The organism is Streptomyces sp. HUAS MG56 (assembly GCF_058673395.1).
Map to the genome: position 1 here is coordinate 7,606,932 of NZ_CM178722.1, position 25,358 is coordinate 7,632,289.

The window sequence follows — 25,358 nt, forward strand, 5'->3', positions numbered from 1 at the left end:
CAGGTTGTACAGTTGCGCAATATGGCAACTGTTCATGAGAGGGAGGGGCGGACATGCTCCGCAACGGACTCGAACCCTGGCATCTGCTGATCGTCGCGGTCGTCTTCATCGTTCTCTTCGGCGCGCGCAAGCTCCCCGACACCGCGCGGGCGCTGGGCAAGTCGATGCGCATCCTCAAGAGCGAGGCGAAGGCGATGAAGGAGGAGGGTGCCGCGGTCACCGCCGCCGCGGACGCGTCGGTGGTGCAGCCGACGGAGGTCCTGACGTCGAGCGATGTCCGCGCGGCGGCGAGCACGGCCACGGCGCCCGGCGCGGGTGCCGCGGCGGGTGCGGCGGCCCGCTGAGCGACGCCGCCTGCCTCCCTGACGGGGGCGCGTACTCCCCGGCTCGGCGGAGGGCGTCCCCCTTCCCGGCCGGGAGCCGGCCGCTCGGGGGCCGGCTCCCGGAACCTCGGGCCGGGCTGGGACCGGTCCGCGGGCCGGTCCTCAGACCGAGCCTTCCACTCCCTCCGCCGCCGCGTGTGCCGCGGCGGACCGGAGCCGCTTGCGGCGCTCCCGACGGCTGACACGCGGCTCCTGGTCGGGCAGCCAGCCGAAGGCGAGGCAGCAGCCGGTGGCGCCGAGCAGGAGGCCGAGGAAGAAGCCTCCCAGGTTGGACGTGAGCCAGGTGCCCAGCGTGACCAGGATGCCGGTGATGGAGTAGAAGAGCCGCTGCGAGGGGTTGAAGAGGATCAGCAGGCCCAGCAGCGTCATCAGTGCCGGCAGCAGATAGCCGGCCAGGCCCTGCATGCCGATGTGCATCACGACCTTCAGCGAGGCCTTCTCGGTGAGCAGGATCCAGCCGCCGCCCAGGGCGAGCAGCAGCCCGCCCCAGAACGGCCGGCGGGCCCGCCAGTCGCGGAAGGCCGCCCTCGCACCCCGATGCGGACGGTCCGGCACGGCGATCAGCAACCCGAGTCGCTGAAGCGGAGCTTGAGGCCCGGCAGCTTGAACACGCCTGCCGTGGTCGCGTAGTTGGTCTGCCGCAGATTGGCGATGTGCACGGTGTCGGCCTGCTGGCTGAAGACCCCGATCGGACCCTTCACGCCCGCCTTGTTCAGCGTGCTCGCGTCGTTGCCGATCTCGATGTTGTTGAACGCCGCGTCGCCCGACAGCTGGGACGAGTCGGTGGTGAGGTCGCTCGCGGACACCGGCGTGCCGCCGCCGCCCGCGGTGATCAGGAGGTTGGTGCCGCCGAGGTCGACGCTCTGGCACAGCTTGGTGAGTGTGGCGTTCCTGATCGCCGAGGTGACGATCAGCTCCTGCCCGCCGCTGTCCCCGGCGTTCGGGCTGCCGGGCGCCATGTTGTCGAGCCCGCCGAACTGCTCGAACCCGGTGCCGGTGAGGTCGGTCGCGGTGACCGTGAACGGCATGCCGGAGATCGCGAACTGCACACCGAGGGCGCCCTGCGCGGTGAGGACGGCGAGGCCGGCCGCGACGAGGGTGGCGGGCACCGCCATCACCGCGGCCCGGCGTGCGCGGACCCGCCCTCGTCTCTCGCCGGCGCCGGCGGTCCGGGCGGTCTGTGGTGCTTCGGACGGTGAACCGCTTCCCGGGTTCTCGGGGGTGTTGCCGTCGGACGGGACGTCCGGGGACGAGGCCATGTCTGCTCCCATGGTCATGGATCCATTGCGGGTCGGGCATCAGGTGGCGGCGCGGTGTCCTGGCGCGGACAGCGACCGCCGCGCACGCCTCCTCGCACTCCCGGCGGGCAAGGGCTTTCTCGTTACGCGGCAGTAGCCTCCGAGGAAGTTACTGCCGGTTACTTTGAAGGGTCAAGGGAGATGTGAAAAAAGGGTGTCGAACCCGTTCGGACCTCGGTCACATGCCACAACTGCCCTTGCGGTGCTTGACGTTGATGGTTGATCAGGTCTACAACTTCCCCTGTTTCACGGATCCGTGGCGCCGGATCCGCCGAGCGTCACAGGCCGCGTTCCCGGCCCTCTCCCGGCGACCGCTCACCTCGGCTCACGGCAACCGCTCACACCGGCGCGGCACCCGGGTCCCTTCCCCCCGGACGCGGGTGCCCGCCGTCCCCCTCGGCCCGGCCGGAGGTCTTCCCCCGAGGCCTCCGGCCGGCGCCGGCCCACCGCCGTCGACGGCCCGTCGCGTACGGAGAAGGCGCGACGGCCCGCGCCGACGGCACTCCGAGCCGCCGTCGCCGCCACCACCGCGTCACGCACCCCGCGCCGCCGCCACCGGCGCCCGCACCGCTCGCGTGACGCACCCCGCGCACGTGTGCCCACGGCGGCTCGCGCCTCCTCGCAGCACCGGGCGCACCGGCGTGCCGCAGGCGCCGTACCTGTGCCGCCCCGCACCACCGCCCAACCCGCCACCCCTCACCTCACCTCACCCGATCCCCACTCAGGAAAGAGGCACCCGCCCATGCGTACGCGATCCGTCCTCACCCTCGCCGGCGCCGCCACCGCGCTCGCCCTCGCCGTGGCGACCCCGGCCTCCGCCGACGGCGCCGTCCTCACCACCGGCGGCGCGGGCGGCACCGCCGTCGCCGTCGGCGACACCCTCACCGCCCCGCTCGCCTCCGGCACGTCCGCCACGCTCTACTCCAGCGCGACCGGCACCAGCGGTGTCTCGTGCACGTCCTCCCAGTTCACCGCCTCGGTCACGGCCAACCCGGCCGCGCCCGGCACGGCCACCGAGTCCGTCTCCGGCCACACCTTCGACGCCTCCTCGTGCACCAGCAACGTCCTCGGTGTCACCGGCGTCAGCAGCATCACCGTCGACAACCTGCCCTACACGGCGACGGTCGCCTCCGACGGCACCCTCACCGTCTCCCCGGCCAGCGGCTCGACCATCCAGACCACGGTCAAGCTGAAGACCCTGCTGGGCAGCATCACCTGCGTCTACCAGGCGGCCGCTCTGACCGGGAAGACCGACAACTCCGACAGCAGCATCACCTTCACCAACCAGCAGTTCACCAAGTCCTCCGGTTCGTCGCTGTGCTTCGCCAACGGCTACTTCACGGCCAAGTACGCACCCGTCACCGACGGCGGCGCCCAGGTGTACGTCAACTAGACTCAGAACACGGGAAGTTCACCGAAGGCCCGAGCCGCCACCGGCAGCTCGGGCTTTTGGCGTGCCACCGCGTGCCGCCGCTCGCGACGGCGTCACGCCGCCCGCGAGAACGTGCGAACACGCGAACGTGCGAACACGCCGGACACGAGCGGGAGGTGTCCGGCGTGCCGCTGTTCCGCCGGGCCGGCGCACCCGTGATCGGGGGCGCAAAGCACCGACCGGTTCGGCTGTTTCGCGCCTCCTGTGAGCCCCCGTTGAGGAGCGGGTCGTCGGCCTCGTATGGTGGCGATCATGCGCGCGGCGCGCACCGTCGCGCGACTGCCGTGCATCGGCGGGCAAAGAAGGGGGAGGGCGCCCTGATCTCGCGCGATCACAGACCGCTGACGGGCTGTTCGCCAGGGGAGTCACCGATGGCGCGGGTCGCGCCGTCGGCCCGCACGGCCGACTCCCCATGCCGGTCGGTGAGTTATCGTGTGCAGGGTGTCAGAAACAAACCGCATGTCCCGTTCGTTAACGTCGCGAGGAGGGGTCCCGTCATGGCGAGGCAGTTACGCGCCGAGCAGACCCGGGCAACGATCATCACGGCCGCCGCCGACCTGTTCGACCGGCAGGGCTACGAGTCCACCAGCCTGAGCGACATCGTCGCGCACGCAAAGGTCACCAAGGGCGCGCTGTACTTCCACTTCGCCGCCAAGGAGGACCTGGCCCAGGCCATCCTGGAACTCAACGCCGAGGCCGCGCGCCGGCTCGTCGCCGAGGTCGAGAGCCGGGGCTACTCCTCGCTGGAGGCCTTGATGCGCGCCACGTTCGGCATCGCCCGGCTCGCCGTGGAGGACCCGGTGCCGCGCGCCGCGCTGCGCCTCGCCACCGCCGACATCGCCGTACGGCCGCCTGTCAGACACCTGTTCACGGAGTGGCTGGAGTTCGCGAACCGCAAGTTCCACGGGGCCGTGCGGGAGGCCGACGTGCACAGCGAACTCGACGTCGGCGTCGTCGCCCACTCCCTCGTCTCCTTCTATGTCGGCACCAGGGTCGCCGGCCGCTCGCTCGAACCGGTGGGCCGGCTGCCGCGCCGGGTCGCCGAGATGTGGCACCTGATGATCCGGGGCCTGGTCCCGGTGCACCGCCGTCCCCGCTACGTCACCCTCGCCACGCAGCTGGAGCGGGAGATCAGAACCGCCTGACCCGCGCGCTACCGTGACGCACATGCCCGACACCCCGTTCGCACCCGTGATCCTCGGCAACGAAACCGGCTCGTTCCCGCACAGCGTGCTGGCCGAACGGCACCCCGCGATCATCCAGCAGGTCCGGGACGCCTTCCCGTACGGCCCCGGACAGCACCGGGCGCTGGACGAACTGCTGGCGAGCTGCACCGAGGGCACGATCGAACCGCTGCCGGCCGACGCCCCGGACCGGGACCTGTGGCACGGCTGGGGCCTGCCCGCGTACACCGGGCGGTCCTGGTACGACGTGCCCTGGCTGTGGTCCGAGAGCTGGTTCTACCGCCGGCTGCTCGACGCCGTCGGATACGTCGGCCCCGGCGCCTGGCAGGGCATCGACCCCTTCCGTCCGTTCAAGCGCGCCGAACTCGACGCGCCCGAGACCGATGCGGAACTCGCCGCCCTGGACGACCTGGCCGGCCTGCCGGAGGAGGAGCGGGCGCGCGCCCTGCTGCACGGCTCGCTCTGGGGCAACCGGGCCGACCTCGGCTTCCGGCTCTCCGTCGAGAGCGCCGAGAGCGCCGACAGCACCGAGAGCGCCGAGGGCGCCGAGACCCGCGACCCGGCGCCCGCGCTGGTCGCCGACGACAGCGACGCCCTGTTCGCACTGCTGCCGCGCACGGGAGCCGGCACGCTCGTCCTGGTCGCGGACAACGCGGGCCGCGAACTGGTCCCGGATCTGCTGCTGATCGCCCACCTCCTCGACCAGGGCCGGGCCGCCCGGGCGGTGCTGCACGTCAAGCCGCACCCCTACTACGTCTCCGACGCCACGACCGCCGACGTCGTCGACGCGCTGCGCCGGCTGCGATCCGCCCCGGGCGCGGCCGCCGGGTACGCGCGCGTGCTGTGGTCGGCGCTGGCCGACGGCCGTCTCACCGTGCGCGCCCACCCGTTCTCGTGCGCCCCGCTGCCGTACGCGGACATGCCGGACGACCTGCGTGCCGAGTTCGCCGCGGCCACGCTCACCCTCTTCAAGGGCGACCTCAACTACCGCCGTCTGGTGGGCGACCGGCTGTGGCCGCCCACCACGCCCTTCGCCGCGGTGACCGGATACGCCCCGGGCCCGGTCGCCGCCCTGCGTACCCTGAAGTCCGACGTCGTCACCGGCCTGTCCCCGGCGACCGAGGCCGCACTCGTCGCGGCCGAGGAGCAGCGCTGGCGCACCAGCGGCACGCACGCGCTGATCCAGGTCTCAACCGACCTCGAACCGCAGTGACTTGATCCCGTTGATGAAGTTCGACACCAGCCGTGCGGGCGGCGCCGCCAGCCGGGCCTCCGGCAGGGCGCGCAGTACCTCCGCGTAGAGCCGGCGCAGTTGCAGCCGTGCGAAGTGGGCGCCCAGACAGACGTGCGGGCCGTCGCCGAAGGACACGTGCGGGTTGGGGGAGCGGGTGAGGTCGAGCCGGCCGGGATCGGCGAAGACCCGCTCGTCGCGGTTGGCCGAGGCATGGAAGACGACGACCTTGTCGCCGGCCCGGATGTGCGTTCCCGCCAGCTCGGTGTCCTTGGCGGCGGTGCGGCGGAACGTCAGCACGGGCGGATGCCAGCGCAGCAACTCCTCGACGGCCGAAGGGAGTCCGGCCGCTCCGGCACGCAGCGCCGCGTAGCCGGCCGGATGTCCGGCGAGGGCCAGCAGGCCGCCCGGGGCCGCGCTGCGCACCGTGTCGTTGCCCGCGATCGTGAGCAGGAAGAAGAACATCTCCAGCTCGGCCGGGGCGAGTTCGGCCTCATGGGCGAGCGCCGTGAGCACGTCGTCCGCCGGATGGCGCCGCTTGTGCGCCGCGAGCTGCTGCGCGTAGGCGAACATGTCCTCCAGCATCGCCGGGGAGCGCGGATCGACCGGCTTGCCCGCCGCGTCCAGCACCGGGGTGCCCGCCTCGTCCGGGTCCTGGTAGCCGATGACCCGCCGCGTCCAGTGCAGCAACAGGCCCCGGTCGCTCTCCGGGACGCCCAGCAGATCCGCCAGGTTGAGCAGCGCGTACTCGTCGGTGACGGCGGCCACCAGATCGACCGTGCCGTCCCCCTCCCGCGCCGCCGCCAGCGCCCCGGCGAGCAGTGCGCCCGCCCGCTCCCGGGCGACCGACGCGAACCGCTCGATCCGGCCCGGCGTGAACGCGCGGCTCACCAGCCGACGCAACCGGCCGTGCTGCGGCGGATCCTGATTGAGCATCATCCGCCGGATGAACGGCAGGTCCGCCGGATCGGGGTCCCGGATCTGGGTCGCGCCGACGTACGAGGAGTACGTCGCCCCGTCCTTCAGCACCCGTACGACGTCCGCGTGCCGGGTCACCGCCCAGAACCCGGGCCCGGCCGGCCAGCCCAGCACCTCCGGCTCCTCCTGCCAGGCGACCGGATGGTCCTCGCGCAGAACGCGGTAGTCGTCGTGGGGGACCCCGATGCCGTACCGGCGGGGGTCGAACACGTCGGGCACCGGCGGCCTTTCGCGGACGGTCACGCCGACTCCCGTGCGGTCGCCGCCTCTTCGCTGTCCGCCCGCAGGAAGTCCTCGACCGCGCGAATCAGTTCCAGCGGCGTCTCGTCCATGGAGTAGTGTCCGGCGCCCGCCAGCGTGACGAGTTCGGCGCGCGGGAACCAGGACAACCAGGTCTGCCGCATGACCTCGGCCGACAGTGCCGGGTCGAGCGCGCCGGCCACCGCGAGGGCGGGCACCGCGCAGCCCTCGACGTCGGCGTGGAAGTCGTCGCCCGCCCAGGAGTCCAGCCAGGCCCGGAACGCCTGCGCGTCGCTGCGCTCCAGCGAGTGGGCGACCATGCGGTCCAGCCAGGCGGCCGGGCGCAGCCCGCCGGTGGTGACGTCGAGGATCGCCCGCCGGTTCCCCGGCTTGTGTGCCGCGTCCCTGAACAGCGCGGCCTGCTCGCCGGCCAGCGGCAGCCCCGAGGCCGGCACCGGCGAGACGCCGACGATCCGGCGCAGCCGGTGCGGGGCGAGGCCCAGCAGCCGCTGCGCCACTGCGCCGCCCATGGAGTGCCCGACCACCGAGAACCGCTGCCAGCCGAGCCGGTCGGCCAGTTCCAGCAGGTCCCCGGCCGCCTCGGCCGTCGTGTACGGGCCCGCCGCGTCCCGGGCCTCGCCGTACCCGCGCAGGTCCACCAGCGCGTAGGTGAAGGAGGTCCGGTCGAGGTCCGGCAGCACGGCCGCGTAGGCGGAGCGGTCGGCGAACCAGCCGTGCACGGCGAACACCTGGTGGGGGCCGTCGCCGTGCACCTCATGGGGCAGCACGAAGGAGGTCATGCGCCTACCGTGGCCCGCGCGCGGGGGCACGGCAAGGGCACGGACCGGGGCATACGGGGGGACCTGCGGGCGGGGCACACACCCGGCGTCGGGAGGTCAGGGTTTCGAGGGCGGTTCACGCGATGGTGTGGCCCTGTCCGGGGCGGCGGATGGGCGTCGCGGGCCACGGGTAGTGCCCCGGCCATGACGCAGCCGTTCGAACTCCCGCACTTCTACATGCCGTATCCCGCGCGGCTCAATCCGCACCTCGACGAGGCGCGGGCCCACTCCACCCGGTGGGCACGCGAGATGGGCATGCTGGAAGGCTCCGGGATCTGGGAGCAGGACGACCTGGAGGCGCACGACTACGGGCTCCTGTGCTCCTACACCCACCCCGACTGCGACGGCGCAGCCCTCTCCCTGATCACCGACTGGTACGTGTGGGTCTTCTTCTTCGACGACCACTTCCTGGACATGTACAAGCGCACCCAGGACCGTGCCGCCGGCAAGGCCCATCTCGACCGTCTGCCGCTGTTCATGCCGCTCGACCTGAGCGGCGAGGTGCCCGAGCCGCAGAACCCGGTCGAGGCCGGGCTGAAGGACCTGTGGGCGCGCACCGTACCGGCCATGTCGCAGGACTGGCGGCGCCGCTTCGCCCTCGCCACCGAGCATCTGCTCAACGAGTCGATGTGGGAGCTGTCGAACATGAACGAGGGGCGGATCGCCAACCCCGTCGAGTACATCGAGATGCGCCGCAAGGTGGGCGGCGCCCCCTGGTCGGCGGGGCTCGTGGAGTACGCGACCGCCGAGGTGCCCGACGCCGTCGCCGGCACCCGGCCGCTGCGCGTCCTCATGGAGACGTTCTCGGACGCCGTCCACCTGCGCAACGACCTGTTCTCCTACCAGCGCGAGGTCGAGGACGAGGGCGAGAACAGCAACGGCGTCCTGGTCCTGGAGAAGTTCTTCGGCTGCACCACCCAGGAGGCCGCCGAGACCGTCAACGACATCCTCACCTCACGCCTGCACCAGTTCGAGCACACCGCGCTCACCGAGGTCCCGGCCGTCGCCCTGGAGAAGGGCCTCACCCCGGACCAGGCCGCCGCGATCGCCGCCTACACCAAGGGACTTCAGGACTGGCAGTCCGGCGGTCACGAATGGCATCTGCGCTCCAGCCGCTACATGAACCAGGGGGCGGTGACGCAGGCGCCCTGGCAGCTCCCGAGCGGCCCCGGCACGTCGGCCGCCGACGTCGGCGCCCTGCTCGCCTCCGCCGCACGGCAACGGCTGCGCGCCTATACGCATGTGCCGTTCCAGAAGGTCGGCCCGTCCGTGGTGCCCGACTTCCACATGCCCTGCGAAGTGAGCCTGAACCCCCATCGGGAGAACGCCCGCGACAACCTCGTCGCCTGGTCGCACCGCATGGGCATCCTGGAGGAGGGCGTCTGGGACGAGGACAGGCTCGCCGCCTTCGACTTCGCCCTCTGCGCGGCGGGCGTGGACCCGGACGCCACCCCCGAGGCCCTCGACCTCAGCGCCCAGTGGCTCGCCTGGGGGACGTACGCCGACGACTACTACCCGCTCGTCTTCGGCCACCGCCGGGACCTGGTCGGGGCGCGGCTGAGCACGGCCCGGCTCTCGGAGTGCATGCCGGTCGAGGGGGAGCCGGCCGTCACTCCCGCGGGCGCCATGGAACGCGGCCTGCTCGACCTGTGGACGCGCACCACCGCCGGGATGGACACGGAGCGGCGGCAGGCCCTCAAGGCGTCCGTCGACGTGATGACCGAGAGCTGGGTGTGGGAGCTGTCCAACCGGCTCCAGAACCGCATCCCCGACCCGGTCGACTACCTGGAGATGCGCCGCGCCACCTTCGGCTCCGACCTCACCCTGAACCTTGCCCGCGGGGGCTACGGCCCCGCGATCCCGCCGGAGGTCCACCGCAGCGGCCCGGTCCGGTCGCTGGAGAACGCCGCCGTCGACTACGCCTGCCTCCTCAACGACATCTTCTCGTACCAGAAGGAGATCGAGTACGAGGGCGACATCCACAACGCGATCCTGGTCGTGCAGAACTTCTTCGGCGTGGACTATCCGACCGCACTGCGCGTCGTGCACGACCTCACGACCCAGCGCATGCAGCAGTTCGAGCACGTCATCGCCCATGAACTGCCCGTCCTGTACGACGACTTCGCGCTGTCGGCCGAGGCCCGCGCCGCCATGGACGCCTACGTCGCCGACCTGCGGAACTGGCTGGCCGGCATCCTGAACTGGCACCGCACCGTCGACCGCTACCGGGCCGGGTTCCTGGCCCGCCGCTCCCACGGCTTCCTGCCCGGCCGGGCGCCCGCCGTCCCGGCGCTGTCGCTCCGCTGACCGTCGCGGAATCTTCGCGTACGGAACGGGATGTTCGGGGAACTTTCGCGTGCTCTGCGGAGTCTTGAGAGGTAAGGGGAACAAACAGAGACACAACAAACACAGACACCGAGTCAAGGACACACGGGGGTGTTCGAACTTGACCGAGATCACCGAGACGCCGGAGAGGCTCGCCGGGGGGAACGAACGGCGGGAAGCTCCGGCACCGGGTGAACTGACGCCGTACGCCACGCCGTTGACCGTGCCGCCGGTCCTGCGTCCCGCGGCCGACGACGTCCTGCACGAGACCGAGATCGCCGTGCGCCCGACCTGGGTGCGCCTGCACCCGCAGCTGCCGCCGACCCTCATGTGGGGGTACGACGGACATGTGCCGGGCCCGACCGTCGAGGTGCGGCGCGGACAGCGCGTCCGCATCGCCTGGACCAACCGCGTACCGAAGGACGCGGAGTTCCCGGTCACCTCCGTCGAGGTGCCCGCGAGCGCGCCCGGCACCCCGCCGCCCAGCACCGAGCCGGGCCGCGGGGGAGTCGAGCCGGACAAGGACGTCGCCGCCCTGCCCGCCTGGACGGTGACACATCTGCACGGCGCCCAGACCGGCGGCGGCAACGACGGCTGGGCGGACAACGCCGTCGGATTCGGCGACGCCCAGCTGTCGGAGTACCCGAACGACCACCAGGCCGTGCAGTGGTGGTACCACGACCACGCCATGAACATCACGCGGTTCAACGTGATGACGGGCCTGTACGGCACCTACCTCCTGCGGGACGACGAGGAGGACGCGCTGCGGCTGCCGTCCGGGGAGCGGGAGATCCCGCTGCTCCTCGCCGACCGCAACCTCGACACCGACGAGGACGGCCGCCTCAACGGCCGGCTGCTGCACAAGACGGTGATCGTCCAGCAGAGCAATCCGGAGACCGGAAAGCCGGTCTCCATACCCTTCACCGGCCCGTACACCACGGTCAACGGCCGCATCTGGCCGTACGCCGAGGTGGACCCGGCCTGGTACCGCTTCCGGCTCCTCAACGCCTCCAACGCGCGCATCTTCGACCTCGTCCTGATCGACGAGCACGGCACGCCGGTGCCGGGCGTCGTGCACCAGATCGGCAGCGACGGCGGGCTGCTGCCACGCCCCGTGCCGGTCGACTTCGAAGGCGACCTGCCCACGCTGACCGCCGCGCCGGCCGAGCGCTTCGACCTGCTGGTCGACTTCCGCGCGCTGGCGGGCCGGACCCTGCGGCTGGTCAACAAGGGCCCGAACCAGCCGCCGGGCGTGCCCGACCCGGCCGGTGACGTGCGCTACCCGGCGGTGCTGGAGTTCCGGATCGGCGCGTCGTGCGAGGAGGAGGACACCTTCGAACTGCCCGAGGTGCTCTCCGGCTCCTTCCGCCGCCTCACCCACGACCTCCCGCACCACCACCGCATGGTCCTGCTCACCCCGCCCGCCACCAAGGGCGCGGGCGGCCACCCGGAGATCTGGGAGCTGACCGAGGTCGAGGACCCGAGCGGGCTCCCACTGCCGGCCGACGGCATCGTGCAGGTCACCGGGTCCGACGGCACCACCAGGACGTACCGGCGCACGTCGCGGACGTTCAACGACGCGCTCGGCTTCACCCTCGCCGAGGGCGGCTACGAGCAGTGGAGCTTCCTCAACCTCGCGCCCATCGTCCACCCCATGCACATCCATCTGGCCGACTTCCAGCTGCTCGGCCGGGACGCCTACGACGTCTCGGGCTTCGACCCGGCCGTCGGCGGCACCCGCACACCGATCCGGTACGACGCCGGCCGGACGATCCCGCTCGCACCCAACGAGCGGGGCAACAAGGACGTCTTCCGGGTGCCCGGGAACCAGATGCTGCGCGTCATGGGCCGTTTCGACGGGGCGTACGGCCGCTTCATGTACCACTGCCACCTGCTGGAGCACGAGGACATGGGCATGATGCGGCCCTTCGTCGTCATGCCGGCCGAGGCCATGAAGTTCGACCACGGCGCCGGGCACGGCGGCGGTCATGAGGGGCACATGGGCTGAGCGGAGCTCCGAGCCGGCCGCTGGCGGCCGGCTCGTGCGCGGCGGGCCTCAGGCCGGCCGGGCGAGCCCGGACGTCGCGTGCGCGACCGCGGCTCGCGCCAGCGCCCGGACCATCGGGTGCGGGTGCGAGCCGTCGCCCGCCAGCTCCGGCTGGAACAGGGACGCCAGGAAGAAGGGGTGGCCCGGCAGTTCGGCGACCCGCGGATTGCCGTCCTCGTCGTGCCCGGAGAACCGCAGCCCGTGGGCGCTCAGCGTGTCGAGGTGGCGGGTGGGGCCGTAAGCGCAGAAGTACCGCTCGACCGTGCGCCGCGCGCCGATCACGGACTCCGCCAGCGAGCCCGGCCCGATCGTCACCGCCGCCTCGTGCCCCACCAGTGAGCAGGCGAGCGGCTCGATGAGCGGGTCCGCGGCGTCCGGGTCGTTCTCGGTGTGCGCGACGCCGGTCAGCCCGCACACGTTCCGGGCGAACTCCAGCAGCGCGTGCTGGAAGCCGCCGCACGTGCCCAGGAACGGAATGCCCTCCTCACGCGCGGTGCGCACGGCCGCGAGCACGCCCGCCTCGCTGCGGTACGGACTGCCCGGCAGCACCCACACGGCGTCGAACCCGCGCACCGCGCCCTCGGCCTCGGCGTCCTGCGAGGGGATCCAGTAGGCGTCCAGGACCAGCCGGTCGCGCTCGGCGAGCGCCTTCAGCAGGCCGGGGATGCGGGTGTGCGAGACGACGTGGGGGGAGCGGTCGCCGACGAGGGCGACGGTGGCGGTGTTGTCCATGGCCCCATCCTTCGCGCGCCCCCTCGTTCACGTCCAACGATGATTCCTGCACGTTCGATAAGCAACGCTGATGGTGATGGGATGCTGGGCCCATGGACCCGCATCTGCTGCGCACGTTCGTCACCGTGGCGCGCCTCGCCTCCTTCTCGGAGGCCGCCCGCGAGCTGGGCTACACCCAGTCCGCGGTCTCCCAGCACATCGCCGCGCTCGAACTCGACCTGGGCGCACCCCTGTTGACCCGGCGGCCCGTCGCGCCCACCGCGGCCGGTGAACGGCTGCTGGAACACGCGGGACCGCTGCTGCTGCGCCTGGAGGCGGCCCGCGCCGACGTCGTCCGCATGGCCGCCGCGCCCGCACCCGGCCTCACCCTCGCCGCCACCCCGACCGCCCTCGGCCCCGCCGTCCTCGCCGCGCTTCCGGCGGCCGGCGTCACCGTGCGCGTCCTCGCACGCGAGGAGATCCCGGCCGCCGTCGCCACCGGCGGCGCGGACCTCGGCCTCGTCGCCGGGCTCGCCGCGCCGAGCGATCCGCTGCGGCTGCCCGACGTGGCCCCGCTGACCACGCACGGCGTCGCCGAGGAGCCCGTCAGCGTCCTGCTGCCCGCCGGGCACCCCCTCGCCGGGCGGCCCGGACTGCGCCTCGGCGACCTCGCCGACGCCTGCTGGCTCGACGCGCCCGACGCCGCCCTCCCGCTCGACCAGTTGCGTGCCGCGAACGGCGGCGGCGCGTTCCGCCCGGCGCTGCGCTACGAGGGCACCGATCTGCACACCCTCACCGCCCTCGCCGCCGCCGGCCACGGCCTCACCCTGCTGCCCCGGTCGGCCGCCGGCGCCGTACCCGGCACGGTCGCCGTCCCGCTCACCGCACCCCGGGTCGTGCACCGTACGGAACTCCTCCACGGCGCCGGCCCGGGGGCGGCGGCGGGGGACGTCGTGCGGAAGCTGGCGGGCAGGATGTGACGGCGCGCCGCCGAGGGGCCATGACTACCCTGCGCCACCCTCCGGCCAGTCTCACTCGTTCGTGTCTCGTCGCGGCCCCGTGCGCCGGGTAGAGCATCACCCGGAGGCGAGCGAACCATGGAACAGACTGCGTTGCGTCCCAAGCCCATGCCCGGACAGGACCCGCGCGACGGCGCCGGTGCCGACCGGGCCGAGTGCGCCGACCACGGCGACGTGGGCCCGGTCCGGCGCCCGCATGCCGCGCACCGGCGTGGACAGCGGTTGCGGGGCCTGCTGTTCGGCCTGTGCGCGGGCACCCTGCTGGTGCTCTCCGGCGTCGGCATCGGCACGGTCGGCGCCACCGTGATCGGCATGAGCAGGCTCGCCGAACTGCGCCACCGGACCCCGCCGTCCGCCCCCGCGGCCAGGGCCCCCGCGACCGCGCCGAGCCCTGCTCCGGTGCTGCCCGCGGCGACGCTCGGAGTGGAGGCCGTCGACGCCCAGAAGGCGGGCGCGCTGGTCGTGGGCGTGCACGTGCCCGGCCCCGGATACGCCGCGGGCCTGGTCCGCGGGGACGTCCTGCTCCAGTTCGGCCCCGCGCGCGTGGACAGCGCCGCCGACCTGGCCCGCGCCGTCGCCCACGCCCGCCCCGGCCAGGGAGTGCTCCTCACCGTGCGTCACCGCAGCGGGGGCTACCAGCAGTTGACCGCCGTACCGGGCGTGGTGACCTGACCGGGACGCACCCCGAGCCCGCACCCGGTCAACGGGAGGCCCCTTCGGCCACCCCGGCAGGCCCACTGGTCGCCGTCCGCCCCGCGCGCCATGATGGCCCCATGCCGAGCCCCCTTCTCCCGCGACCGCGCCCCGTGGAGCGCGCCGGCGACGGCTCGCGCCACCCCGGCCGGCCGGGCAGGATGCTGCACGAGACGCCATCGCCCCGTACCCTCACCCGTGCTCGGAGGACCGGATGACCGGTAACCCGCCCCCGCCCTTCACCGCCGCCGACCACCGGGCCCGGATGGAGCGCGCCGCGCGCTGCGCCGCCGACGCCGGACTGGCGGGGCTGCTCGTGGCGCCGGGACCGGACATGGTGTGGCTCACCGGCTACACGCCCACCGCCGTCACCGAACGGCTCACCGTGCTGGTCCTCACCCCCGGCCACGACCCCGTGCTCGTCGTGCCCACCCTGGAGGCGCCGGACGCCGAGCACGCGGTCGGCGCCTCCGCGCTCACCCTGCGGGACTGGACCGACGGCAAGGACCCCTACGCCGTCACCGCCGCCCTGCTCGACGGCAAGGGCCGCTTCGGCATCAGCGACAACACCTGGGCGATGCACCTGCTGGGTCTCCAGCGGACCCTGCCGGACACCTCGTACGCCTCCCTCACCGATGCCCTCCCCATGCTGCGCGCCGTCAAGGACGCGGCCGAACTCGAACTCCTCGCGGCGGCCGGAGCCGCTGCCGATGCAACGTTCGAGGAGATCCGGAAGGTTCCCTTCGCCGGCCGCCGCGAGTCCGACGTCGGCCACGACCTCGCCGCCCTGCTGCGCCGCTTCGGCCACTCCCAGGTCGACTTCACCATCGTCGGCTCCGGACCCAACGGCGCCAACCCGCACCACGAGGTCGGCGACCGCGTCATCCAGGACGGCGACATGGTCGTCCTCGACTTCGGCGGCCTGAAGGACGGCTACGGCTCCGACACCACCCGTACCGTCCACGTCGGCGAGCCCACCGAGGAGGAACGCCGCGTCCACGGCATCGTCCGCGCGGCCCAGGAGGCCGGCTTCGCGGCCGTACGGCCGGGCGTCGCCTGCCAGGAGGTCGACCGCGCCGCCCGCGCGGTGATCACCGACGCCGGGTACGGCGCGTACTTCATCCACCGCACCGGGCACGGCATCGGCGTCACCACGCACGAGCCGCCGTACATGATCGAGGGCGAGGAACAGCCCCTCGTACCGGGCATGTGCTTCTCCGTCGAGCCCGGCATCTATCTGCCCGGGCGGTTCGGAGTGCGCATCGAGGACATCGTGACGGTGACCGAGGAGGGCGGCCGTCGTTTCAACAACACCACCCGCGAGCTGGTCGTCGTGGGCTGACCGGCCCAGGGAGACCCGCCCCGGTCCCTCTTCCCGACTTTTCCCGAACGGCGACGGCGCGATCCATGACCCAGGCACCGACACCCACCGCGGACACCGTCCGCCGGCTCGTCCGCTCGCTGACCGACGAGCACGCGGCCGGCGGCGGGGGACCCGAGGTCCGGCCCGTCACGGCGGGCGGTGAGCACTCCACCTGGTGGGTCGGCACCCGCCATGTGCTGCGGCTCGCCCTCGACCGCGAGGCCGCCCTGCGCCTGCGCCGCGAACTGCGCCTGCGCGACCTGGTACGGCCGTACCTGCCCGTCGCCGTCCCGGCCGGCGTCGCACACGGCGAGTGGGCGCCGGGCCTCACCTACACGCTCGACACCCGGATCCCCGGCGGCAGCGCCGAGGAGCACGACGTCTCGGCCGTCGGCGAGGCCGACCTGGCCGGACTGCTCACCGGGCTGCGCGCGGTGCCGGTGCGGCAGGTCGAGACGATCGGGGTGCCGCGTGTCGCGCCGCGCTCCCTGGAGGCGCTGCGCCGCATGGCCGTGGCGGCGGCCGAACGCCTCGCCGCCGCCGACGAGTTCGACCCCGCACGCCTGCACCAGCTCACCCCGCCCGGCGCGGCCCAGCTCGTCGCCCAGGCCGGCGGTGCCGTGCTCGTCCACCACGACCTCAAGGGCGAGCACCTGGTGGTCAGCGCCGACGGCAGGGTGCGCGGCGTCCTCGACTGGACCGACGCGGCCGTGGCCGACCCGGCCGAGGACATCGCCGGGCTCGTCCTCGCGGTCGGCTCCGGCGCCGCGGTCCGCGCGGCCACCCTCGCCGGCTACGGCGCCCGCCCCTGCCTGCGCGGCCTGTGGCTGGCCCGCTGCGACACGGTCCTGCGCCTCACCGACCGCCTGGAGGGCCGCGACGACAGCCCGCTGCCCCTCCTGCGCACCCAACTGGGCCGCGCCTGGGAACCGATCATGCTGGAACGGGTGACGGACCTGAAGGAGGACGACCAGGACGCGTAGCGTGCGTGCGCGCGAGCCTGCCGGGCTCAGGGCTGGGACAGCACCACGCAGGACTCCCCGGGCAGCTCCAGCAGACCGTTCGGGCCCGGGGCCGCGACCGGGTCCCAGGCCGCGAGGACCACGGCGGGACGGGCACCCAGGGGGATCGCCGCCGGTTCCTTGCCCAGGTTCACGGCCACCCGTACGTCGCCGCGCCGGAAGGCGAGCCAGCGGGCCTCCTCGTCGTACGCCACCTTCGTGTCGGCGAGATCGGGGTCGGTGAGGTCCGGCTGCTCACCGCGCAGTGCGATCAGCCGCCGGTACCAGGCGAGCACGCGCGCGTGAGGCTCGCGCGCGGGCTCCGACCAGTCCAGCACGGAGCGGTCCCGCGTCGCCGGGTCCTGCGGGTCCGGTACGTCCTCCTCGGCCCAGCCGTGCGCCGCGAACTCCCGCCGCCTGCCCCGCCGCACCGCCTCGGCCAGCTCCGGATCGGTGTGGTCGGTGAAGAACTGCCACGGGGTGCCCGCCGCCCACTCCTCGCCCATGAACAGCATCGGCGTGAACGGCGAGGTCAGCGTGAGCGCCGCCGCGCAGGCCAGCAGGCCGGGGGAGAGCCGGGCCGCGAGCCGGTCGCCCTGGGCGCGGTTGCCGACCTGGTCGTGGGTCTGGCTGTAGCCGAGGAGGCGGTGCCCGGCCACGCGCGCGCGGTCCAGCGGGCGGCCGTGGCACCGGCCCCGGAAGCTGGAGTACGTGCTGTCGTGGAAGTACCCCCCGGTCAGCGTCTTGGCGAGCGCGGCGAACGGGGCGCGCGCGAAGTCCGCGTAGTAGCCCTGTGCCTCACCGGTCAGCGCCGTGTGCAGGGCGTGGTGGAAGTCGTCGTTCCACTGCGCGTGCAGCCCGAGGCCGTGCTCCGCGCGCGGGGTGATGTACCGCGGGTCGTTCCGGTCGGACTCCGCGATCAGCGACAGCGGCCGGCCCACCTCCTCGGCGAGCGCGTCCACGGCGGCCGACAGCTCCTCCAGGAACGGGTACGCGCGCGTGTCGTGCAGCGCGTGCACCGCGTCCAGGCGCAGTCCGTCGATCCGGTAGTCCCGCAGCCAGGCCAGCGCGCTGCCGAGCAGGAACGCGCGCACCTCGTCCGAGCCGGGCGCGTCCAGGTTCACCGCCGAACCCCAGGGCGTGTGGTGCGTGTCGGTGAAGTACGGCCCGAACGCGGGCAGATGGTTGCCCGACGGACCCAGGTGGTTGTGCACCACATCCAGGACGACCCCGAGGCCGAGTTCGTGGGCGCGGTCGACGAAACGCTTCAGCGCCTGCGGGCCGCCGTACGGCTCGTGCACCGCCCACAGCGACACTCCCTCGTACCCCCACCCGTGCCGCCCCGGGAAGGGACACAGCGGCATCAACTCCACGTGCGTGACGCCCAGTTCCACGAGGTGCTCCAGCCGCGCCGCGGCCGCGTCCAGGGTGCCCTCGGGGGTGTACGTGCCCACGTGCAGCTCGTAGAGCACCGCGCCCGGCAGCCCCCGCCCCGCCCACCGCGTACGCCACGCGTACCGGCCGTGGTCCACCACCGCGCTCAGCCCGTCCGGGCCGTCCGGCTGGCGGCGCGAGCGCGGGTCGGGCAGGACGGGACCGTCGTCCACCGCGAACCCGTACCGGGCGCCGTCGTCCGCCTCCGCCTCCCCCGTCCACCAGCCCACGCGCTCGGGATCGCGCCCCAACGCGCGCGTGGCGCCCTCACAATGGAGCGTCACTCGGTCTGCCTGCGGTGCCCACACCTCGAACTGCACGGACGGTTCCCCTTCGTCTGCTCACCGTGATGATGTCCCGCGGCCCCCATCGTGCCGTCCGGACGATCAATGTGCTCTCGAATTCGGTCTTTCCCGGCGGGTGTCGCGGAACGCACGCACGCGTGGCACCGATTCCGCGTTTTCTGGACACTAGGGGTTCACTGACCGACAATCACCTGCGTGACGTCGTCATTCGAGTTCTCCACGTACCCCGCGCGGCTGTCCGACGCGGAGCGCGACAAGGCGCTACTGGTGCTGCGCGACGGCGTCGCCAAGGGGCGGCTGTCGCACGACACGTTCGTGCGCCGCATGGAGCTGGCGCTCGCCGCCCGCCACGCCGACGAACTGGCGGCCCTCGTCGCCGACCTGCCCCGCGAGAAGCGCCTGTCCCGCGCGGTCTTCGGCAGCGTGGAGGCCGTCTCCGCGTTCACCGTACGGCTGCGCCGCGCCTGGCAGGCCGAGCGGCTGCCGAAGCTGCTGCTGCCGCATCCGGGGCAGACCCACCCGCTGCGCATAGGCCGCGACCCCGCCAACGGGCTGCGTCTGAACCACGAGACCGTCTCCCGCGTGCACGCCGAGCTGGTCCGCCAGGGGGAGACGTGGGTCCTCAGGGACCTCGGCTCCACCAACGGGACCACCGTCAACGGCCGCCGGGTCACCGGCGCGATCGTGGTCCGCGAGGGCGATCTGGTCGCCTTCGGCCGCATGGGGTTCCGGCTGTCCGTGAGCTGAGCCCGTCGGCGGAGACGGCCGGTCGCGTTCGAACAGACGCTCTTCACGCGTGCGCGTGCCGTCCCGTTCGAGTGAGCCGGAGGAGCCGGACTGCGGAACGCGCGCCGGCGTGCCGATGCTGGGGAGCATGACGTACCTCACGAGAGCGACCGCGGCGGTCGGCGCCGTGCTGGCGGCCGCCGGGCTCCTCGCCGCGGGCCCGGCCCACGCGGCGCCCCGCGACCGGCTCACCGGCAACTGGCTCCATCTGACCGTCGTCAAGGGCGAGAGCGGCAACGGTCCCACGCGCAGCACCCTGCTGCTGTGCGACCCGCCGCGGGGCGGCCACGCGCGGGCGGCCGAGGCGTGCGCCGAACTTGCGGCCGCCGGCGGCGACATCGGCCGTATCCCGCCCGAGCACGTCTTCTGCCCGGCCCTCTACTCCCCGGTGGCCGTCCACGCGCACGGGCGGTGGAACGGCCGGCCGGTCGACTTCCGGCAGACCTACACCAACACCTGTGTCATGAACGCGCACACAGGAGCGGTGTTCGCCCTGGACGCGTGAGCGCCGGGTGCGGCGGCGCGGCTCACCCGGCCCGCTCGCGGGCCTGCTGCGCCGCCACCAGCACCGTCCGGGACTGATGCTCCACCTGGTGCTCCAACGGCACCCAGCGGGCCCGGAAACGCTCCGCGAACGCGTCGCACCAGTCGGCCACGAGGTGCTCCAGCCGCGGCGCCGCGCGGTCGTCGGTCTCCCGCAGCACCCGCAGCAGCATCGCCGCCGCACGCAGCGGAAGCCGTCGCCCGAAGGCGTCCACACTGCCGACGTACGCCATCGTCGTACCGGCCGGCGGGGTGTGGATCCAGTCCTCGGCCAGGCCCGGGATCAGCCCCAGCACCCAGCGCGAGGCCCGCAGCAGCGGACCGTCCAGGCCGTCCAGCCGGGGCTGCGCCTCGGCCAGTATCCGCTCCACCTCGCGCGCGTCCCCGGTCAGCCGCCGGGCCAGCCGCCGTATCGCCGCCGCCGGCGCCGGGTGCGGCGCCCGGTCGTCCACCAGGTCGCTCGCCCACATCGGGACCTCCACCACGGCCGTCAGACCGCCGTAGCGGTGCGCGTGGTACCAGGTGCTGTGCCGCGCGTCGTCCGGCATGCTCGGGTAGGCGACGCCCGACTCCGGGCCCGGCATGACGTGCACCCCGGGTCCGGCGGCGGGCCAGCCGGCGGCGTCCGAGGCACCCGTCTCCACCGGGATGTGCAGCTGCGCCGCGGACTTCGCGAAGGGCTCGGCGAGCCCCGGCACGGGCCTGGTCAACTGCACCCAGCTGCCGCCCAGATCGGTGCCGTGCAGCGTCACCTGGAGGTACGGGCGCAGCTCGTCGATCACCCCGGTCAGCGTCCGCGTCTCGGGCGGCAGCCGGTCCGGCGGCAGCACCGACGGCGACCACTCCGGCTGCTCCGCGCCCGTCGGCCGGTAGAAGCCGAGGTGGTAGTCGAGCAGACTGCGCGGCGCCGGGGTCACGTGCAGACTCGCGCCGTCCGGGTCGGCGCACAGCAGGAAGTGCCACGAGGTCCCCGAACGCAACTCGCGCTCGGCCAGGACGCGTTCCGCCAGCACCCGCAGGGTGGAGCCCCCCGCCGGTTCGTTGGCGTGCGCGCCGGCCACCACCAGCACCGCCCGCCGGGCGTGTCCCACCGACAGCAGGTGCAGGGGTCTTCCCGCGCGTGAGACGCCCACCTGCCTGAGCGCGCACAGCCCGGGTTCCTGAGCGGCCAACGCCTGTGCGGAGGCGATCAGTTCGGGAACGCTGGGATAGCGCAGCTCCGGCAGGAAACTCACCCCCGACTCGTCCGCCCGGCTTCGCCCTCCCAGTCCCGCACGGGATGGGTGAACTGTCAAGCATACGGCGGGGGAGGCGCCCGGGGGCGCCCGGACGCAGTCGCCAGGACGCGGTGCGGGCACTGCGTGCCGTGGGTGCACTGCTGGTGCAGGCCGCGTCCCGCGAGCGCCGCTAACCCGCTGGAACCCCTCTCAGTCCTGGGCGACGCACTCCAGCAGCGACACCGGGCGCCGGGCGAAGAGATCGGCCACGCGCGCGTGCCCGGTGAACTCCCTGCCCGCGGCGAGCACGTCCGCCCACCGCCCCGGCGGCAGCGCCAGCCGTGTCTCCTGCCAGCCGCCCGCCTCCGCGAGGCGCAGGGACAGCCGGGTGACCGCCGTGACCACCGCTCCGCTGCGGGCGAAGGCCACGCAATGGGCGGCCGCCGGGCCCTCGGCCGTCAGCGGGGTGTACGTCGCCGTCGTGCCGAAGGCGTCGGGGCGCCGGGCACGCAGCCGGAGCGCCGCCGCCGTCAGGGCGTCCTTCTCGCCGGGTGCCTCGGGCGGGAAGGACACCGGACGCCGGTTGTCCGGGTCCACCAGCGCCCGGTACTCGCCCTCCGTGCCCTGGTACACGTCCGGCACCCCCGGCATCGTCAGATGGACCAGCGCGGTGCCGAGCACGTTGGCCCGGACGTGCGGCTCCAGCGCCGTGCGGAAAGCGGTCACGCGCTCGCCGGGCGACCCGCACGGCCCGGCCGCGACGAAGGCGGCCACCGCCTCCTCGTACGGCGGCTCCTGCTCCGTCCAGCTGGTGTACAGGCCCGCCTCGCGCACGTGCTTCAGCAACGCCCCCTGGACCCGCTCCGCCGCGGCGGGCCCCAGCCCGAACACCGTCTGCCAGGCCGCCCAGGCCAGCTGGCCGTCCGGCACCCCCTCCTCCGGCAGCGTCACCTCGGCGATCAACTCGGCCCACCGCGCGGGGCATTCGGTCAGCACGGCCAGCGCCGCGCGGACGTCGGCGCTGCGCTTGGTGTCGTGCGTGGTGACCACCGTGCCGGTGGACGGCCAGTCGCGCTGCACGCGCGCGCAGTACGCGTGGAACTCCTCCGGACAGATCCCCGGCCGGCCGGGATCGCCGCCCACCTCGGTCGCCGACAGCAGCGGCACGTAGCGGTAGAACGCCGTGTCCTCGACAGACTTGGCTCGCAACGCCGACGCGGTCTGCGCGAACCGGGTGCGCAGCTCCGCCCGGCCCGCACGGTCCCCGGCCGCGGCCTCGACGGGTTCGGTCAGCAGCCGCCGTACGACGTCCACCGCCCCGGCCTCCTCGGGGACGACGAAGGCACGCCGGGCCTCCTCGGCGGCCTCCTCGGTCACGACGGCGGCCGCGTCGCCGGAGGCGTAGGGCCGGTACACCCGCATCCGGACCAGCAGTTCCACCAGGGCCGTGCGCAGCGCCCAGGGCGCCCGGTCGCGCAGCGCGAGATCCGGCGAGGCCGCGCACAGCCGGGCGGCCACCCGGGTGAGCCGGTCCGTCTCGGCGGCCAGCTCGTGCGTGAGCACCTGGTAGGCGGCCCGGCGCGCGGTGGCCGCCCAGTCCCCGCCCCGGTCGGTCTGCGGCACCGCGAACCGCCGGTACGCCGTGCGGAGTTCATCCGCCCCGGCCCGGTCCGTGAACAGGCCGTCGACCCGGCGCAGGGCGTCGTACCCGGTGGTGCCCGCGACGGGCCAGGACGGCGGCAGGGCCTCGCCGTCGGCGAGGATCTTCTCCACCACCGTCCAGCGCCCGCCGCTCGCCGCGTGCAGCCGCGCGAGATAGCCGTCGGGGTCGGCGAGCCCGTCGGGGTGGTCGACGCGCAGCCCGTCGAGCACGCCCTCGCGCAGCAGTCGGAGGATCTTGGCGTGGATGGCGTCGAACACCTCCGGGTCCTCCACCCGCACCCCGATCAGCTCCGAGATGCTGAAGAAGCGCCGGTAGTTCAGCTCGGTGCGGGCCAGCCGCCACCACACCGGCCGGTACCACTGGGCGTCCAGCAGCTCCGCCGGCGGCAGGCCCTCGGTGCCCGGGCGGAGCGGGAAGGCGTGGTCGTGGTGGCGCAGCACGTCGCCGTCGACCACGAGACGCCCCTGTTCCGTGCCGACGGGGCCGCCGAGCACCGGCAGCAGCAGCTGGCCGTGCCCGGCCTCCCAGTCGATGTCGAACCACCGCGCGTACGGCGAGGCCGGCCCCTCGCGCAGCACCTCCCACAGGGCGCGGTTGTGCCGGGGCGCCATCGCCATGTGGTTCGGCACGATGTCCACGACCAGGCCCATGCCGTGCTCCCGCGCGGTCCGCGCCAGCGCCCGCAGGCCCTCCTCGCCGCCCAGTTCCTCGCGCACGCGCGTGTGGTCCACCACGTCGTAGCCGTGCGTGGAGCCGGGCACGGCCTCCAGGACGGGGGACAGATGCAGATGCGAGACGCCGAGCGACGCCAGGTACGGTACGGCCGTCGCCGCGGCGGCGAACGGGAACGCGGGCTGGAGCTGGAGCCGGTAGGTGGCCGTGGGCACGCGCGGTCCGGGTCGCACAGGAGTCATGGAAACCTACGTACCCAGACCGCCCGGTTTCGTGTCATCGGTCCCTGCACGCACGCATGCGCGCGTGCCTAGCTTCGAGTGATGGGGACAACGCCGCGAACGGCGGGGACGGCGGGGACGGCGGGTCCGACGGGGACGGCGGGGAAGCCGGACCGGCGCCGCACGCGCGACACCTACCGTCAGGTGATCGCCCTGACCGGACCACTGCTGCCGTGCGTGTCGTTCCTGGGCCGGCTGCCGACGGCCACCATCCAGTTCGGCAGCGTGCTGCTCGTCGCCCGGACGAGCGGCTCCCTGTCCGCCGCGGCGCTGGCCGGGGGCGCGCTCGCGCTCGGCCAGGTGGTCTGCGGCCCGGTGGTGGGGCGGCTCGCGGACCGGCACGGGCAGCGCAGGGTCGTGCTCGCGTTCTCGCTCGCCAACGCGCTCGCGGTGGCCTCCCTGGTCGCCGGCGCCCTCGCGGGCCTGCCCACGGCCGTCCTGGCGCTGGTGGGAGCCGCCGCGGGTGGCACCGTGCCGCTGGTGGGCCCGCTGGCCCGCGCCCGGCTGGTCGGGCTCGCCCGCCGGGCCGGAGCCCCCGAGGCCACCGTCGGCGCCGCGCTGTCCTTCGAGAGCACGCTGGACGAGATGTCCTTCGTCCTCGGCCCGGCCCTGGTCGGGCTCACCTCCGTGCTCGCCCATCCGGCGTACGCGATGGGCGGCGCGGCGGCCCTGGTGGCCACCTGCGGCACCGCCTTCGCCCTGCACCCGACCGCCTCGGCCGCCGCACCCGCCACCCCGGAGGACCCCGACCCGGCACGCGCGCGTGACACGGATCCGGCCGAGTCCCCCGCCCGCACCCACGCGCGTGCCGTGAAGTCCGACGAGGACCGTTCCTCCGCCCGCCCACGTGTTGCCGCCGCTCATGAAGACCGGGGCCGGACCCGCGTGCGCGACGGGGACCGGGCTGAGGACCGTGCCTCCGCCGCCTGCGCGCGTGCCGCCGAGCCGGACGTGGGTGGTGTCTGCGCCCGCGCGTGTGCCGCTGTCGTGGCTGAAAACCGGGGCCGGGCGCGTGTCCGTGTCCGTGACGGGGATTCGGCGGAGGGGCGTGGGTGCGTCCCCGCGCGTGCCGCGAGTGCGGCCGTGCGCGCCCGCATGCCCGGCTGTGTGCACGCGCTGCGCGCGGCTCTCGCCCTCCAGGGCGCCATGTTCGGTGCCTGCCAGTCCGGCATCACCGCGCTGACCGCCCGGCTCGGGCAGGAGGACCAGGCGGGGCTCGTGTACGCCGCCATGGGCGTGATGAGCGCCGGGGCCGGGCTCGCCATGGCCGCCGTACCCGCCCGCTTCGGGCTGCGCCTGCGCTGGCGGCTGGCCACGGCGGCCGCGCTCGCCCTGTCGCTGCCGCTGCTGCGCACGGACAGCCTGCCCGGTCTGTACGCCGTGGTCACCGTGCTCGGGGTCGCCTACGCGCCCCATCTGATCACGGTGTTCGGGCTCACCGAGCGCGCGGTGCCGCCGGCCCGGCTCGCCGAGGCGATGGCGGTCGCCACCAGTGCGCTCGTCGGCGGACAGGCCCTCTCGGTCGCCGTGACCGGCCGCCTCACCGACGCCTACGGCCCCGTCGCGGCCTTCGCCGTGGCGAGCACGTCGGCCGCGCTCACCCTCGTGATCGCCCTGACGGCCCGCCCGACGACCCACGCCGGACGTGCCGGACACGCCGCGCACGCGCACGTGGACGACGTACCGGCCCGCACGTCCTCCTGAGCTCCACCA

At 73.9% G+C, this 25,358-nt stretch carries 21 protein-coding genes; 13 read left to right on the forward strand and 8 right to left on the reverse strand.

All coding sequences use genetic code 11. The features are described 5' to 3' along the window. Positions 1-53 precede the first annotated feature (53 nt). Complete coding sequence (gene tatA / locus AC4OXY_RS35655; RefSeq protein WP_491991676.1) at positions 54-344, forward strand: Sec-independent protein translocase subunit TatA; 291 nt, start codon at positions 54-56, stop codon at positions 342-344. Positions 345-485: 141 nt separating this feature from the next. Here the strand turns inward: tatA and AC4OXY_RS35660 are convergent, their stop codons facing one another. Together AC4OXY_RS35660 and AC4OXY_RS35665 are read right to left on the reverse strand one after the other, a co-directional pair. Next, positions 486-938 (reverse strand): DUF6114 domain-containing protein, encoded by a 453-nt coding sequence (locus AC4OXY_RS35660; protein ID WP_491991677.1) that lies wholly within the window; start codon positions 936-938, stop codon positions 486-488. 5 nt (positions 939-943) lie between these two features. Next, on the reverse strand, positions 944-1,642 hold the full coding sequence (locus tag AC4OXY_RS35665) for a DUF6230 family protein (protein WP_491994685.1): 699 nt from the start codon (positions 1,640-1,642) through the stop codon (positions 944-946). Between the two features lie 781 nt (positions 1,643-2,423). On the opposite strand from AC4OXY_RS35665, the gene AC4OXY_RS35670 reads away from it, so the two are divergent. From AC4OXY_RS35670 to AC4OXY_RS35680, 3 genes are all read left to right on the forward strand, one after another. Continuing rightward, positions 2,424-3,074, forward strand: a complete 651-nt coding sequence (locus AC4OXY_RS35670; protein ID WP_362821141.1) for a Tat pathway signal sequence domain protein — start codon at positions 2,424-2,426, stop codon at positions 3,072-3,074. 536 nt (positions 3,075-3,610) lie between these two features. Next, positions 3,611-4,258, forward strand: a complete 648-nt coding sequence (locus AC4OXY_RS35675; protein WP_356021811.1) for a ScbR family autoregulator-binding transcription factor — start codon at positions 3,611-3,613, stop codon at positions 4,256-4,258. A gap of 22 nt (positions 4,259-4,280) precedes the next feature. After that, positions 4,281-5,510: a damage-control phosphatase ARMT1 family protein gene (locus AC4OXY_RS35680; RefSeq protein ID WP_491991678.1), complete on the forward strand. Its 1,230-nt coding sequence runs from the start codon at positions 4,281-4,283 to the stop codon at positions 5,508-5,510. Here the strand turns inward: AC4OXY_RS35680 and AC4OXY_RS35685 are convergent. Both AC4OXY_RS35685 and AC4OXY_RS35690 read right to left on the reverse strand, forming a co-directional pair. Continuing rightward, positions 5,487-6,749 carry a cytochrome P450 gene (locus AC4OXY_RS35685; RefSeq protein ID WP_491991679.1) on the reverse strand — a complete coding sequence of 421 codons (1,263 nt, stop codon included), beginning with the start codon at positions 6,747-6,749 and terminating at the stop codon, positions 5,487-5,489. The two genes, AC4OXY_RS35680 and AC4OXY_RS35685, sit on opposite strands and share 24 nt — an antisense overlap. Beyond that, positions 6,746-7,546 carry an alpha/beta fold hydrolase gene (locus AC4OXY_RS35690; protein ID WP_491991680.1) on the reverse strand — a complete coding sequence of 267 codons (801 nt, stop codon included), beginning with the start codon at positions 7,544-7,546 and terminating at the stop codon, positions 6,746-6,748. Before AC4OXY_RS35690 ends, AC4OXY_RS35685 begins: the two co-directional genes overlap by 4 nt. Positions 7,547-7,729: 183 nt before the next feature. On the opposite strand from AC4OXY_RS35690, the gene cyc2 reads away from it, so the two are divergent. Next, on the forward strand, positions 7,730-9,892 hold the full coding sequence (cyc2, locus tag AC4OXY_RS35695; protein ID WP_491991681.1) for a germacradienol/geosmin synthase Cyc2: 2,163 nt from the start codon (positions 7,730-7,732) through the stop codon (positions 9,890-9,892). Between the two features lie 148 nt (positions 9,893-10,040). Continuing rightward, positions 10,041-11,918, forward strand: coding sequence for an O-aminophenol oxidase PhsA (phsA, locus tag AC4OXY_RS35700; protein ID WP_362821220.1), 1,878 nt, complete (start codon positions 10,041-10,043; stop codon positions 11,916-11,918). A 48-nt stretch (positions 11,919-11,966) separates the two neighbouring features. Here the strand turns inward: phsA and AC4OXY_RS35705 are convergent, their stop codons facing one another. After that, positions 11,967-12,689: a CTP synthase C-terminal region-related (seleno)protein gene (locus tag AC4OXY_RS35705; protein WP_491991682.1), complete on the reverse strand. Its 723-nt coding sequence runs from the start codon at positions 12,687-12,689 to the stop codon at positions 11,967-11,969. A 92-nt stretch (positions 12,690-12,781) separates the two neighbouring features. On the opposite strand from AC4OXY_RS35705, the gene AC4OXY_RS35710 reads away from it, so the two are divergent. The 4 genes from AC4OXY_RS35710 (at position 12,782) to AC4OXY_RS35725 (ending at position 16,726) form a co-directional block, all read left to right on the forward strand. Then, the gene (locus AC4OXY_RS35710; protein WP_491991683.1) at positions 12,782-13,648 is read left to right on the forward strand and encodes a LysR family transcriptional regulator; all 867 of its coding nucleotides are present in this window, start codon (positions 12,782-12,784) and stop codon (positions 13,646-13,648) included. Positions 13,649-13,765: 117 nt separating this feature from the next. Next, a complete protein-coding gene (locus AC4OXY_RS35715) occupies positions 13,766-14,359 on the forward strand; it encodes a PDZ domain-containing protein (RefSeq protein WP_491991684.1) in 594 nt (197 codons plus the stop codon). Between the two features lie 235 nt (positions 14,360-14,594). After that, positions 14,595-15,722 (forward strand): aminopeptidase P family protein, encoded by a 1,128-nt coding sequence (locus AC4OXY_RS35720; RefSeq protein WP_376286612.1) that lies wholly within the window; start codon positions 14,595-14,597, stop codon positions 15,720-15,722. Positions 15,723-15,787: 65 nt separating this feature from the next. Next, complete coding sequence (locus tag AC4OXY_RS35725; protein WP_491991685.1) at positions 15,788-16,726, forward strand: aminoglycoside phosphotransferase family protein; 939 nt, start codon at positions 15,788-15,790, stop codon at positions 16,724-16,726. Between the two features lie 26 nt (positions 16,727-16,752). On the opposite strand, the gene treZ is transcribed toward AC4OXY_RS35725, so the two are convergent. After that, positions 16,753-18,498, reverse strand: coding sequence for a malto-oligosyltrehalose trehalohydrolase (gene treZ / locus AC4OXY_RS35730; protein ID WP_491991686.1), 1,746 nt, complete (start codon positions 18,496-18,498; stop codon positions 16,753-16,755). A 180-nt stretch (positions 18,499-18,678) separates the two neighbouring features. Here treZ and AC4OXY_RS35735 point away from each other — a divergent pair, with 180 nt between their 5' ends. Together AC4OXY_RS35735 and AC4OXY_RS35740 are read left to right on the forward strand one after the other, a co-directional pair. Next, entirely contained in the window at positions 18,679-19,230 is a 552-nt protein-coding gene (locus tag AC4OXY_RS35735) for an FHA domain-containing protein (RefSeq protein WP_356021832.1), read from the forward strand. 127 nt (positions 19,231-19,357) lie between these two features. Continuing rightward, on the forward strand, positions 19,358-19,774 hold the full coding sequence (locus AC4OXY_RS35740; RefSeq protein WP_356021835.1) for an SSI family serine proteinase inhibitor: 417 nt from the start codon (positions 19,358-19,360) through the stop codon (positions 19,772-19,774). Positions 19,775-19,796: 22 nt separating this feature from the next. On the opposite strand, the gene AC4OXY_RS35745 is transcribed toward AC4OXY_RS35740, so the two are convergent. Together AC4OXY_RS35745 and treY are read right to left on the reverse strand one after the other, a co-directional pair. After that, positions 19,797-21,047 (reverse strand): M14 family zinc carboxypeptidase, encoded by a 1,251-nt coding sequence (locus tag AC4OXY_RS35745; RefSeq protein ID WP_362821152.1) that lies wholly within the window; start codon positions 21,045-21,047, stop codon positions 19,797-19,799. Positions 21,048-21,239: 192 nt separating this feature from the next. Then, entirely contained in the window at positions 21,240-23,606 is a 2,367-nt protein-coding gene (treY, locus tag AC4OXY_RS35750; protein WP_491991687.1) for a malto-oligosyltrehalose synthase, read from the reverse strand. 81 nt (positions 23,607-23,687) lie between these two features. Between treY and AC4OXY_RS35755 the strand changes: the two genes are divergently transcribed. Then, positions 23,688-25,349, forward strand: a complete 1,662-nt coding sequence (locus tag AC4OXY_RS35755) for an MFS transporter (RefSeq protein WP_491991688.1) — start codon at positions 23,688-23,690, stop codon at positions 25,347-25,349. Positions 25,350-25,358: the final 9 nt, after the last annotated feature.